Below are 12,114 nucleotides of genomic sequence, written 5' to 3'. Positions count from 1 at the left end.
AAGGTAATTTTAAGATTCTTTACAAAAAAGAATACCTAATAGTCACCTATAGGTATTCCTTAATATAATCAAATATATTTTTACCGATTAATAATACAGTCACACATACAAATAGTACTTTAACATATGATACACCTTTTCTAATGGCAAACTGGCTACCAACATAACTACCAGCAATCATCGCAGCGCCCATGCTTAGTCCATATGTAAAATTGACTTGCCCTAATACAATAAATAATAATAACGCACCTAAGTTACTCGCAAAGTTTAAGACCTTCGCGTTTCCTGCAGCACTTAAAAAGTCAAATCCGATAATCAAAAAGACAAACAGCAGGAAACTACCAGTTCCCCCGCCTAAAAAACCATCATAAAATCCAATTAAACCAATGATGATAATAAATAATATCAGTTTTTTCTTTGTAAGTTTATGATACGTTGAAATATCGCCCCAATCTTTTTTAAATAACGTGTAAATTAATACGAGTGATAACATAATGATTGCAAGTGGCTTTAAATATTCTGGCGGCAGCTTTGTTGCAACAAATGCACCAATAATAGATAAAATAAATGATAACGGAAACAGTTTTGCAACAATATTAAAATTCACTTTACGGGAACGGATAAATGAAATCGCAGACGTAAATGATCCAAATGATGATGCGAGTTTATTAGTGCCTAATGCCATAGATGGCGGCATACCTGTGGCGAGTAATGCAGGAATACTAATCAGTCCCCCGCCACCTACCACGGAATCGATAAATGCAGCTAAAAATCCGAAAATAATTAAAATGAGTAAAATTTGAATATCCACATTGAATGCTCCTTTAGTTACTACTATAATAGTAACTATAAAACAAAATTAAAATGACGTAAAGAGGTGTTTTTTTGGAACAAGATATTATTAAACAAATGATGCATCTTGGATTAAGTAGCTATGAAGCAAAATGCTACTTAGCATGTATCAAATTAGGTAAAGCAAACGGTTATCAAATCAGTAAACTCTCTGCAGTACCACGTGCCAGAATATACGATACGCTTGATAAATTAATTGAAAAAGAAATTGTTACAAAAATTGATGAAGCTGAACAAATCTATTATGTAGCACTCCCATATCAAACTTTTATTGATCGTAAACGACATGAATATGAAAATACGATGAATGACTTACAGACTAATTTAAACAATATTAATACAGTTACACCAGAAGATATTATTATAAAGACTTACCAAACAAAAGAAGATATTATCCAGAAAGTAAAAGAGATTATCAACAATACGAAAGAAATACTATATGTTTCTTTATGGCCAGGTACACTCAGCAATATTGAAGATTTATTAAAAGACAGAAATATTGCTATAAAAGGTATTATCTTCAATGATAATCACACTTTTAACCACAAAAACAACCAACTTTTTGTCCATAGACACACAAGTTATACAGATACAATCGAAGATAAACAATGGTTTATTATCATCAATGATCAAGGCGAGATGATTTATGGGAGTGATCTAAATATTCAGTCACAAGCTTATTACTCAATTGATCCACAACAAATTTATTTAATGCAGAACTTTATCTGGCATGACATACTTGTAAATCAGCTTGTTGAACAGAACCCCGAAGCTGATGAATGGATAGAACTCAAGCGAGAAGCATTCTTTAATTAAGTATCAAAAAAGCTAGCGACAAATAAAGTCGCTAGCTTTTTCACATTAACTTTCAAACACTTCTCCATTATCCATTCGAAATTGCTTTCTAAGTAAGTCCGGATAATTCGTAAATGCACCGTCAATGCCTTCATTGATAAGTCGCTCCATATCCACTTCATCATTTAAAGTGTATGGGAAGACAAGAAAGCCGATTCTGTGCATACGTTCAATTAACGCTTGATCTAAATCTTTATAGTTAGGACCAACCGCATAAACAAACTGATGAATCTTCTTGAGATCATCATCACTCATATCACGCAGCATGCCTTTCTTACATAACAAGAGTAATGGGATGCCTTGCTTTAACTGATTCATCTTTATCAAACTTTCCAGACTAAACGACTGAATGACAGTTTGGTAATTCGCCATTCGCTCTTCCGTTAACAAATTAAAATCTTCTAGAATCATCGTCAATTGTTCTTCCATACCTGGATAAATATCTGGCGCTTTTGTTTCTATATAATAGTTCGCTAGTCCATAACGCATAAACACTTCTCGTAATGTCGGGACAGTCTGTTCGGCATAATAATCACGTGCAAGTTCAGGAAATTTGTCATTAAACCATTGGCCGATGTGTATACGCTTAATCTCTTCAAGTGTCATTTCTTTGATTGTTCCTTGCGTGAGTCCTGTCCGTTCAATCGTTTCATCATGCATCACGATAATTTCTCCGTCCAGGGTCATCTGTACATCCAGCTCAATATAGTCTGCGTGCATATCAAAGTGACTTAAATCATAGGATGCATAACTATGCTCAGGTGCATAGGCACTCGCTCCACGATGAGCAATTACAACATTTTTATCTAACATCAAACTACCTCCTTATAAAAGGTCAGAGAAGTCACTTTCTGTTTTTTGATTATTTTTTGAAAGTGTGATTGTCTCTATACCTTCAATCGCAGTTTTGATCATTGCATCAAAATCAACTTTACTTTCAAAGCTTTCAACTTTGTCTAGTCTAGGATTAGTCTTAGGATTTTTCGGTGTAAATATTGTACAGCAATCTTCAAATGGTAAGATAGACGTTTCATACGTACCAATTTCTTTCGCTTTAATTACGATTTCTTCTTTATCATACGTTAATAAAGGGCGTAGAATCGGTAGGTTTGTAACCGCGTTAATGGCATACATACTGCCTAATGTTTGAGAAGCTACCTGTCCTAAATTTTCTCCGTTGACAAGTGCTTTCGCATCAATTTGACGGGCAAATTGATCAGCGATACGCATCATCATACGGCGCGTTGAGGTCATCGTTAAATTCTCAGGCACTGTCTTATGAATCATCTTCTGAATATCAGTAAACGGTACGAGATGAAGTTTAATTTCACCGGCAGTTTCCGCCATAATCTGAGTTAAATCTATAACCTTTTGCTTCGCTTCTTCACTCGTAAATGGTGGAGAATGAAAATGTATTGCTTCAATTGTAACGCCGCGACGCATCACTTCAATTCCTGCAACCGGTGAATCGATACCTCCAGATAACATTAATAATGTCTTTCCACCTGTACCAACCGGCAATCCACCTGCGCCTTTAATAACGCGTGAGTAAAGGTATGCTGCATCACGACGAATTTCTACTAATAGCTTGTAATCTGGATCTTTCACTTTTACAGTTAAATGTTCGATGTGCTTTAATATCTCTCCACCTAGAATTTGTTGTAAATCAAACGTTTCATACGGAAACCCTTTGTCAGAACGTTTCGCATCCACTTTAAATGTTTTGCCTGGTTCATCAATATCTTTAGCTAATACAACAGCCGCTTCTTTAATTGCTTCGATATCTTTTTCTACTTTAACGACAGGACTTACTGAGTGCACACCAAATACTTTAGAAATACGACGCATAATCTCTTCAACGTTCGCATCTTCTGTTACTTCAACATACATTCTATCTCTATTCGCTAATACTTTATATCCTTCTAAAGGGATTAAAGCATATTTTATATTACTTTTTAACTGGTTAACAAATGTGTTACGGTTACCTGATTTTAATGTCAGTTCACCATATCTTACTAAAATATGATCAAATTTCATCGTTTTAATAGCTCCTTCATCTCTTCATAGATCAATTCAAATGCTTTCAAAAATGCTTCAATGTGTGCCTGAGTCGTATATTTATCAAAAGAAATACGTACACTTCCAGTAATCGCATCTTCTGGTACATGGAGTGCAGTTAATGTTTCATTTAACTTTGCTCGCTTTGATGAACAGGCACTCGTTGTAGATATCATAATACCATGTTTCGAAAAACTATTGACGATAACTTCACCTTTTACTCCGACAAATGAAATATTAACAACATGCGGTGCACCGTCTTTTACTGAATTTACACGAATGCAAGGATACTGACTCACTTTAGATTCTAGAGTATTTTTAAATGCTTTCATACGTTCAAAATTATCATCTTGTTCATTTAAAGCGATACGCATCGCTTTTGCCAAAGATACGTCACTTGCAACATTTACTGTGCCGCTTCTAAAACCATATTCCTGACCACCGCCGAACAATGTATGAGTAATTGTTACGAGTTGATCAAACACCAATATCCCTTGACCTTTTAGGCCATTAAATTTATGACCACTTAATACAAAACTATCCATCAGTTCAGCATCGATTGGCAGTTTACCAAAGGACTGAACACAGTCTACATGAAAATGAATCTTTGGATATTCCTGAATAATATCATGTATCTCTTTTATCGGTAAAATTGCACCCATCACGTTATTAACATGCATTAAACAAACCATAATGACATCCTGATCAAGTATCGATTTAAAATGGACTAAATCAAGCGTGGCATCATCATTAAACTGAACATATTTAATATTGAAACCTTCTTCTTCCAGTGCTCTTACTGTTTCTAACACTGATGGATGTTCAAGTTTAGAAGTGATGATTGTCTTTCCAAACTGTTTCTTACTGCGTGCCATACCAGTTATCACTAGATTATTTGATTCTGTTGCACCACTCGTAAAAATAACTGATTGATGGGTTAATCCTAATAATGATTTAATCTGATCTCGAGCGGATTCAAGTAATTTACTCGCTTCTATACCTTTGCCGTGAGGACTGCTTGGATTATAGAAATATTTCGTATTGACTGTATTGAAAGTATTTAATACTTCCGGATCTGGTTTTGTTGTTGCACAATTATCTAAATAATTCATAAATTCACCTCAATGAATAAAAGACTTGAACGAATTCAAGTCTTTTAATGCTTTATTATTGTCTTTGATTTAATACACTTGCTTCAATCTTTTCCGTAACACCAGGTTCAACACGCTCAATCGCAGCTTCTGCAATCTCTACCGCACGCTTATATCGGTTGTTACTAAATAATCGCTCTGCTTCGTTTAAATCTTTGTTTACATCTGGTCTTTCTTTTCTGTATCGATTACCATACTGTATCAATTTCTCAGCATACTTCGCATTTTCTAAGACGTCAACCGCTTCTGCTTCAAATGTATTCATCGTAATTAATACTTTGTTTACTTTATCACGGACTTGTGTCACATTCATCGGACGTTTATTGAATAGTTGGTGCACTTCACGTGTTTCAATATCAATTTCATTCTTCATGATAATAAAACGTTCAGGTACGCTTGATAAGTTCGATGCAAGTAATCGGCGATAAATCTCTTCTTTCTTAGCCTGAATCTTTAATATGTTCTTTTGCGCTTCCTGCTCATCTTCTCGTAAATTTGTTAAATGCTGCTGAATCTTATCCTGGTTATCGTTGATAACTTTCACATGATCATCGATATATTTCAGATTATCTTCAACTTCAGTATAGCGAATACTCGATTTAGCTGTTTCAGTTAAGATTTCATCATAAACTGTAATTAAACTTTGAATCTCATTATCATACTGACGAACTTTTTGAATATCTTCTTCATTGATATAATAGCTTTCTTTTACGTATTCAATTTCAGTGCGTAAAGTATAATTCATATCTTTTGCATGGAATAACTGATCGGTAATGCTTTCTTTCGTTGTCTCTACGTTATTCTTAGCCTTCACTTCATATTCGATTAACTCTAACATTTCATCAAGTGAGTCATTGATTTCATTAATAATCGCTTCTGCTTCATTTAATTGTAGTCTTGCGATTAATGGTTCTACTAAATTAAGCTTACCTTTTAATGTTTGTAGATTACTATCCACTTTAACATGCTCTAAATTGTAACCTTCAATCTTCAGATCACGACATCCGAAACGAATATCCTGAAACTGTCCCGGCAATTCTTTTTGGACATCACGAATAAGTAATGGGATATCTTCCATATCTTCTTTTAAACGTGTCATTTCATTATGTAGCGCAGTAATATGTTCATGTGCATCATCATAATTTCCCGCTGCAACTAAACCTTCATATACTTCAATTTTTGGTGCATACGTTTCAATTTGAGCTTCCAGCGGATCAGCAGCTTCTCCAAATTGATGACGGTTCGCTAACACATCACGTTTAGCTTCTCTATAAATAATCTTACAGTCATCATACTTTCTATCATCTTCTTTTGTTGAAGATAGATAATTATTAATCTCTTCAGTAAAATGCTGATATTTCTTTTCAATCTGATCCAGTAAATGATGGGTTTCTGCAACCTTCTCTTCACTTTCTTTAAACTTAAATTTATCAAGCGCTTCATCCGCATCATTTATAGTTAACTCACAAGCTTTAATATCTTCATTTAAAACAGTCTGCCATTCTTTTTTCCATTTATCAAAACGGTTATTTGCCTGACCTGATAAATTTAAAACTTTCACTTTTACGAGTTCATCCTGGAACGGTAAATTTTTGATTTCATTTTTTCTTGCTTCAACACGCTCAACACTTGCTCTTTTTTGATTTCTTAAATAAAACAAAATACCAATAACAATTAGTATTAATACGATTATTCCAACTATGGCATATATCATCAATTTTCATTCCTTCCAAAGTACTCTTACCTATTATAACGTAAAATAGGTATTACAAAAACAATTAATTGTGAAAAGTTCTCAAATTCGTTACACTAATGAATACTAACAATAAGAATTTTAAAAATGGAGTGATAGTATGTTTGAAATTAGTCATATCAATAATTATAAAACGCTCAATCAAATGCTTGATGCTTTGCTTGAAGGAGAAGATGATATTGTAAGTCATCTGGCAAATGCGAGTGCACTGCTCAATGAATTTCTTACTGACGTAAACTGGGTTGGATTCTACACGATGAAAAATGGTCAATTACAACTTGGACCTTTCCAGGGTAAACCAGCATGTGTAACAATCCCTGTCGGAAAAGGTGTTTGTGGTACTGCAGTGAGCGAACAAAAAACGATGCGTATCGAAGATGTCCATGCATTTCCTGGTCATATCGCATGTGATGCGGCAAGTCAATCTGAAATCGTTGTACCGATCATCATCAACGATAGTGTCTTTGGCGTGCTGGATATCGATGCGCCAATTAAAGATCGCTTTACTGCTGAAGATCAGGCAGGCTTAGAAAATTTCGTATCAATACTTGAGAAACACGTATCAAAATTAGTTTAATTCGTTATTGACAATACATATTAACATGTTATAATAACATCTATGTGAATAAACGAAGATAGCAGATAAATATTAAGGCGCTCTATAGTGTCCCCTATGTTGGCGTGTTGTGTAACTGAAGCTATAAGGCGAAGACACGGAATGACACCATATCGACTTAAGCATTTATCATATTTTTGTTTTTTACATAAAAAACAAAATAAGAGGAGGAGTCACATTATGGCTCGTTTTACAGGTTCAACTTGGAAAAAATCTCGTCGTTTAGGAATTTCTTTAAGCGGCACTGGTAAAGAATTAGAAAGACGCCCTTACGCACCAGGACAACACGGTCCTAACCAACGTAAAAAATTATCTGAGTATGGTTTACAATTACAAGAAAAACAAAAATTACGTTACATGTATGGAATCAACGAACGTCAATTCCGCACAATCTTTGACCGTGCTGGTAAAATGAAAGGTATTCACGGTGCTAACTTCATGGCACTTTTAGCATCTCGTTTAGATGCAGTAGTATACCAATTAGGTTTAGCACGTACACGTCGTCAAGCACGTCAATTAGTTAACCACGGTCACATCATGGTAGATGGCGCTCGCGTAGATATCCCATCATACCAATTAAAACCTGGTCAAGTGATTTCAGTTCGTGAAAAATCACAAAAATTAAACATCATCGTTGAGTCAGTTGAATTATCTAACCATGTTCCTGAATACTTAACTTTCGATGCAGAAAAATTAGAAGGTACTTTCGTACGCGTTCCAGAACGTAGCGAATTATCTGCTGAAATTAACGAACAATTAATCGTTGAGTACTATTCTCGTTAATAAGATAGATTATATCTTATTAATCATCAAACGCTACAATCCCTTTATTATCAAGGGGTGTAGCGTTTTTTATTTTTCTCTATTTTTTATCAACTTAGCATATTATAGTATGTTTTAGTATGAAACTGGTGGAACTTTGGTGGAACTTTTTAAATTATGCGGGCACGGTACTTAATCACTTCAATATTCTTTGAAGTGATTTTTACTTTATCCATTAATTAATTTAATCATAAGTACCTTGAAATAATACGAACATATGTTCTATAATATTTGAAAGGAGATGATTAACGTGAACTGTTTAGAATGTACAATTATTGATGAAACTATTTATTCAATTATTAAAGATCAATATCAAGAAAGAAAGTTTGGTTTAAAAGAGGTTGATGAAATTGTTCCAAAAACTAAAATCTATCATATGTTATATAAAGATGATTTAATTACAGAGTCAAATCAGCGTGAATTTTCTTTATTACCAATCAATATCACGATTGAAAACGGAATAGACAATGATCCTGATAAGGTATATTGCATCATACAAGAAAGTAATGATAGAAAATGAAGTGCCATAATCTTAATCCAATCCACCCACAAGTCCCTAACAGTATGTTAAATGAAACTAATTATAAAAATATTCCACCACAGTACTTGGAACGTAATATTCCGAAAGGACGCGGCATGATTAAGTGGGCCCCATTTGCTACGATGCCACAGCAATATGAAGATGTAAGAAGACAAATTAAATCTCAGATGTATCAATATATGCCCTACTTATCTGATGAACAGTTGATAGAGATAAATATCAAAATACATCACTATGCAATCTTTCCATCAGCTTGTATCGTTAAATACTTTGAAGATCATCAAATACATGAATTTGATGTTGTAATTGAAAAGATAATTGAACACGAGAAATTAGTAGAAGTGTTTGATTGTTATACAAGAGAGAAAAGGAAGTTGGAATTTAAATATATTGTCGAGGTTATTTGATTCGGTAAAATGAACGAAGTTAATATAATTCGGCTATTTAGCCATAAAAATAGCCCTGCAACACCAAAAGGTATTACAGGGTGGAAAGTTAACGAATATGAATACTCGTCTACCATATCTAAAAATAATATAACATCTTTTCTAATTTGTGACAAATAAAAAATAACCCTTACTGCTATCAAAACAGTAAGGGTTTATATCTTGTGGCTAAATACATATTTATTTAAAGTTCGGTCTAATAAACCACGCTACACCATTAAAATTACACGTTCTAATGTTCACTGGTTTACTTGCTGTGCCATCTACGTTTTGTTCTACAACCGTCATACCTGTAGTTCCAACTTTTATTGCAACTGCTACATGACCAAAGTCTTCTGTGCTATTAGGGTCCCAATCCCAAATTGGAAGGTCCCCTTCTTCCATTTTTATATCTCCACCAAATTTATATACTTTACCTTCTTTTAATAGTTGAGCCATATTATTTTGTGGAATATTTGCTGCCTGCATGCCAGTAAAACCATGTTTAAACATTTGGTGCCAATAGGCGTTAGCCCAATCAAAACACTGAAATTTAAAGGCTCCATCGTAATCGAAATAGTGTCCTACAGAAGCATTTGCGAATGCTAACATTTCTTCTTTAGTTTTTAGTCCTACTAATTTATTTGATTTAATAGGTGCTTTCTTTTTAATTACTTTATCTTTTTTAATCTTCAGGATTTGATTTTCAAAAATTATATTAGTTTTTAAATTATTTAACGCTTTAATCTCTTCTAATGAAAGATTATGTTTCTTTGCTATGCCCCACAATGTATCATTCTCTTTTACTTTGTAAGTAGATTTAGGCGATTTCTTTTCATCACTAGTATTTTTGACTAAATAAATAAGCGTACCTTTTTTGATACGCTCATTCTTTTTGAATCTATTAATTTTTATAAGATGGTCTAGCGAAACATTATATTCTTTCGCAATAGTGCTAAGCCATTTTGTGTTCTCTACTTTGATTGAGTTAGGTATTTTCTCAGTTTTAGTCGATTTAACTGAAGTAGTTTTAGTTTTAATAGGTTCATCAATTCGTTCAATCTCAGATGTATCTCCACCAGCTTCAAGAACGTTATAATATTCTACTAACTTTAGATAAATCATCTTCCAAGTTATCTCATATCCTAACGCCTTCGAACGCAATTTAATATATGGCATAGGGTCCACATGATCTGTACGTCCTTTGAATTTTGATACTGCTTCATGAGTCCAAATAGTTCCTACACCGTCATCAGTTGCATCGGACGGTTTAATATCATAATAGTATAACTGATACGCTGCCCAAAAAATCCATCTATCTACAGACTCAAAGAAACGTTCTTTAGTGTGCTCGTGTACTAATTCAATTTGTAACGCATCACTATTGATTCCTGGGCCAGCTCCCCAACACAAAAAGTTAGTATCGGCTGTTTCAATGATATTATCGCCATCTGCCCATGCATGAACAAAAGCAGCATTTATGTTTCTAGACATCCATGAAATTTCACCATTTATATTACTGCGATCATTACCTGTATCATGCAAAACAACGCACGTCGGTTTACCAGTTCTATAACGATATTTTGGGGCTCCAACGTATTTTGTTTGAATCTTATATTTCATGATTGGTTTATCTGCCATTTTTGTATACCTCCGGACCATAGTTATTATTCATATTCTTAATTTCTTCCGGTTCAACTTTTACCTTTACTTCTAATTCGCCTCCAGGTAAATCAGGTGAATTTTTAGTGCTAAACTCTTCTTTAATATCAGTAGTGATTGAACGTTTACCATTAGCTAATATTGCTAATTTTTCTGCTAAAAATTCAGGAACTGGTACTCCTAATATCACAAGGTTCTCCACTATACTTAATCCTTCATTTCCTATGTAATAAAGAATTGTAGCAATCGACAATACTCCGTTTAGCTCAAGTATTTGATCCATTAGATTAGCCATAATAACTATTCCGAAAATTAATAGTTTTCTTGAATAACCAAACATAGATTTTCTACTCCATAAATTATGCTGTTGCCACGCTTTAAAAACGCCTGTCATAATATCAAACGTCATAAACGCTAATAAAATGTAAATCATTCTTAAATCCGTACCTAATAAATAAAATTTTAATATTGATAAGTGTTCAAAACTTATACCATCTGCGTCTATATGCATTCCATCACTCCTGTAATTTAAATTTTTGTATAATAAAAACCCCTAACTAATTAAAGTTAGAGGTTGGATATTATTTTGTTTTTAATTTTTCTTCTAGTTTTCGTATCCTTGCATTTTGGCCAATGCTAAATAAAGTTGAAGAAAAAAATATTAAGATCATCATTATCATTAAAAATATCAACATGAAATAACCTACTTTCTTCCTTTTTTATATTTTGATTTCTTTTTTTCTTTAATTTTAGATTTTCTCTCTAAATGCGGCATTCTTTTTTCGTCATTATTACATTGAATATTTTCCAAAATTTTTGTTTGTTTCTTTTTTTCTTTTAATTTTTCTTTTTCTATCTTAACTAATTCAGTAGTATTTTTGTCGGTAGTTGATTCTGTGAGTTCATCTTTAACTTGCAATCCAAAACCAGCTATTGCAATTAAACCCAATACTATATTTATAGCAATATGAATATTCTTTATATGTGGGTGTGCTATTATCGATTTTATAAAATCAATTACCAGCGAGTAATCCTCACCAACCACACTTAGTTTTCGCTCTACATCTTCAATGCTTTCATAAGCTTTAACATTCTTTAAAACTTTAATTATTGCATTTAATTCTTTAATATTCGAAGTTGCTTTAACATTCAATATTCCATCTATCAAATCATAACGCCCAGGTATCCCTCTAATTACACCACCATCTACTGGGCAAGTTCCTAAAATGATATTACCGAAATTTGCATCTCGAACATCACCTGCAAGACCTATTCCATTTGGTTGATAAACTCTACCGCATATATCACAATAACCAGGCATTCTTACAAATTGATCCATTCAAATATCCCCTTAATTTTTCTTTTAAATATACTCTATC

At 33.4% G+C, this 12,114-nt stretch carries 13 protein-coding genes; 5 read left to right on the top strand and 8 right to left on the bottom strand.

The window, feature by feature from the left end; translation table 11 throughout:
* Window positions 1–46 precede the first annotated feature (46 nt).
* Window positions 47–811 (bottom strand): sulfite exporter TauE/SafE family protein, encoded by a 765-nt coding sequence (locus JJJ02_RS01345; RefSeq protein ID WP_240836996.1) that lies wholly within the window; start codon window positions 809–811, stop codon window positions 47–49.
* A 74-nt stretch (window positions 812–885) separates the two neighbouring features.
* Here JJJ02_RS01345 and JJJ02_RS01340 point away from each other — a divergent pair, with 74 nt between their 5' ends.
* The gene (locus JJJ02_RS01340) at window positions 886–1,668 is read left to right on the top strand and encodes a TrmB family transcriptional regulator (protein ID WP_240836995.1); all 783 of its coding nucleotides are present in this window, start codon (window positions 886–888) and stop codon (window positions 1,666–1,668) included.
* A gap of 45 nt (window positions 1,669–1,713) precedes the next feature.
* On the opposite strand, the gene JJJ02_RS01335 is transcribed toward JJJ02_RS01340, so the two are convergent.
* From JJJ02_RS01335 to ezrA, 4 genes are read right to left on the bottom strand one after another with little or no spacing between them, the layout of a single operon-like run.
* Window positions 1,714–2,520, bottom strand: a complete 807-nt coding sequence (locus tag JJJ02_RS01335; protein WP_240836993.1) for a glycerophosphodiester phosphodiesterase — start codon at window positions 2,518–2,520, stop codon at window positions 1,714–1,716.
* Window positions 2,521–2,532: 12 nt separating this feature from the next.
* Window positions 2,533–3,744: a tRNA uracil 4-sulfurtransferase ThiI gene (gene thiI / locus JJJ02_RS01330; RefSeq protein WP_240836991.1), complete on the bottom strand. Its 1,212-nt coding sequence runs from the start codon at window positions 3,742–3,744 to the stop codon at window positions 2,533–2,535.
* On the bottom strand, window positions 3,741–4,877 hold the full coding sequence (locus JJJ02_RS01325) for a cysteine desulfurase family protein (protein ID WP_240836990.1): 1,137 nt from the start codon (window positions 4,875–4,877) through the stop codon (window positions 3,741–3,743). Before JJJ02_RS01325 ends, thiI begins: the two co-directional genes overlap by 4 nt.
* Before the next feature lie 55 nt (window positions 4,878–4,932).
* Complete coding sequence (gene ezrA / locus JJJ02_RS01320; RefSeq protein ID WP_239242541.1) at window positions 4,933–6,633, bottom strand: septation ring formation regulator EzrA; 1,701 nt, start codon at window positions 6,631–6,633, stop codon at window positions 4,933–4,935.
* A 136-nt stretch (window positions 6,634–6,769) separates the two neighbouring features.
* On the opposite strand from ezrA, the gene JJJ02_RS01315 reads away from it, so the two are divergent.
* The 4 genes from JJJ02_RS01315 (at window position 6,770) to JJJ02_RS01300 (ending at window position 9,055) form a co-directional block, all read left to right on the top strand.
* On the top strand, window positions 6,770–7,246 hold the full coding sequence (locus JJJ02_RS01315; protein WP_239242542.1) for a GAF domain-containing protein: 477 nt from the start codon (window positions 6,770–6,772) through the stop codon (window positions 7,244–7,246).
* Between the two features lie 219 nt (window positions 7,247–7,465).
* Window positions 7,466–8,068, top strand: a complete 603-nt coding sequence (gene rpsD, locus JJJ02_RS01310; protein WP_096076146.1) for a 30S ribosomal protein S4 — start codon at window positions 7,466–7,468, stop codon at window positions 8,066–8,068.
* Window positions 8,069–8,357: 289 nt separating this feature from the next.
* A complete protein-coding gene (locus JJJ02_RS01305) occupies window positions 8,358–8,627 on the top strand; it encodes a hypothetical protein (protein WP_240836987.1) in 270 nt (89 codons plus the stop codon).
* A complete protein-coding gene (locus tag JJJ02_RS01300) occupies window positions 8,624–9,055 on the top strand; it encodes a YolD-like family protein (RefSeq protein ID WP_240836985.1) in 432 nt (143 codons plus the stop codon). The genes JJJ02_RS01305 and JJJ02_RS01300 overlap by 4 nt, the downstream gene beginning before the upstream one ends.
* A gap of 219 nt (window positions 9,056–9,274) precedes the next feature.
* On the opposite strand, the gene JJJ02_RS01295 is transcribed toward JJJ02_RS01300, so the two are convergent.
* The 3 genes from JJJ02_RS01295 to JJJ02_RS01285 form a co-directional block, all read right to left on the bottom strand.
* Complete coding sequence (locus tag JJJ02_RS01295) at window positions 9,275–10,714, bottom strand: LysM peptidoglycan-binding domain-containing protein (RefSeq protein ID WP_240836982.1); 1,440 nt, start codon at window positions 10,712–10,714, stop codon at window positions 9,275–9,277.
* A complete protein-coding gene (locus JJJ02_RS01290) occupies window positions 10,704–11,246 on the bottom strand; it encodes a phage holin family protein (RefSeq protein ID WP_240836980.1) in 543 nt (180 codons plus the stop codon). Before JJJ02_RS01290 ends, JJJ02_RS01295 begins: the two co-directional genes overlap by 11 nt.
* A gap of 192 nt (window positions 11,247–11,438) precedes the next feature.
* The gene (locus JJJ02_RS01285) at window positions 11,439–12,074 is read right to left on the bottom strand and encodes a hypothetical protein (protein ID WP_240836978.1); all 636 of its coding nucleotides are present in this window, start codon (window positions 12,072–12,074) and stop codon (window positions 11,439–11,441) included.
* Window positions 12,075–12,114 lie beyond the last annotated feature (40 nt).

Source organism: Macrococcus sp. PK (genome assembly GCF_022501545.1).
GTDB classification, from domain to species: Bacteria; Bacillota; Bacilli; order Staphylococcales; family Staphylococcaceae; genus Macrococcoides; species Macrococcoides epidermidis.
The sequence above is the reverse complement of the archived record's forward strand: the minus strand, read 5'-3'. Positions and strand labels throughout refer to the sequence as shown.

What these genes read in the sequence shown, in the direction of transcription:
- JJJ02_RS01335 (WP_240836993.1), bottom strand. Translation starts at nt 2,520, where the DNA reads ATGTTAGATAAAAATGTTGTAATTGCTCATCGTGGAGCGAGTGCCTAT.
- thiI (WP_240836991.1), bottom strand. Translation starts at nt 3,744, where the DNA reads ATGAAATTTGATCATATTTTAGTAAGATATGGTGAACTGACATTAAAA.
- JJJ02_RS01325 (WP_240836990.1), bottom strand. Translation starts at nt 4,877, where the DNA reads ATGAATTATTTAGATAATTGTGCAACAACAAAACCAGATCCGGAAGTA.
- JJJ02_RS01315 (WP_239242542.1), top strand. Translation starts at nt 6,770, where the DNA reads ATGTTTGAAATTAGTCATATCAATAATTATAAAACGCTCAATCAAATG.
- rpsD (WP_096076146.1), top strand. Translation starts at nt 7,466, where the DNA reads ATGGCTCGTTTTACAGGTTCAACTTGGAAAAAATCTCGTCGTTTAGGA.
- JJJ02_RS01300 (WP_240836985.1), top strand. Translation starts at nt 8,624, where the DNA reads ATGAAGTGCCATAATCTTAATCCAATCCACCCACAAGTCCCTAACAGT.
- JJJ02_RS01295 (WP_240836982.1), bottom strand. Translation starts at nt 10,714, where the DNA reads ATGGCAGATAAACCAATCATGAAATATAAGATTCAAACAAAATACGTT.
- JJJ02_RS01290 (WP_240836980.1), bottom strand. Translation starts at nt 11,246, where the DNA reads ATGCATATAGACGCAGATGGTATAAGTTTTGAACACTTATCAATATTA.
- JJJ02_RS01285 (WP_240836978.1), bottom strand. Translation starts at nt 12,074, where the DNA reads ATGGATCAATTTGTAAGAATGCCTGGTTATTGTGATATATGCGGTAGA.